At 45.9% G+C, this 303-nt stretch carries 2 tRNA genes; both read left to right on the forward strand.

The features are described from left to right. Positions 1–49: 49 nt before the first annotated feature. Positions 50–126, forward strand: a tRNA-Ile gene (locus ABU165_RS25150). A 15-nt stretch (positions 127–141) separates the two neighbouring features. Beyond that, positions 142–217 (forward strand) — tRNA-Ala (locus tag ABU165_RS25155). Positions 218–303 lie beyond the last annotated feature (86 nt).

Below are 303 nucleotides of genomic sequence, written 5' to 3' on the forward strand. Positions count from 1 at the left end.
TGTGATTTGTTCGTTCAGTTTTGAGAGTATAATCTCTCCTGTGTTATATGGGCCTATAGCTCAGCTGGTTAGAGCGCACGCCTGATAAGCGTGAGGTCGATGGTTCGAGTCCATTTAGGCCCACCATATAACTTTCATAACGGGGCCTTAGCTCAGCTGGGAGAGCGCCTGCTTTGCACGCAGGAGGTCAGCGGTTCGATCCCGCTAGGCTCCACCAAAGATGAATTCTTATTCATCTCATTTTGTTCCTTGAAAACTAGATAATGTAATGAAGAAGACATTACCGAGTAATCGCCATTTTAG

Source organism: Cytobacillus sp. T106, assembly GCF_040492155.1.
GTDB classification, from domain to species: domain Bacteria; phylum Bacillota; class Bacilli; order Bacillales; family Cytobacillaceae; genus Bacillus_AB; species Bacillus_AB infantis.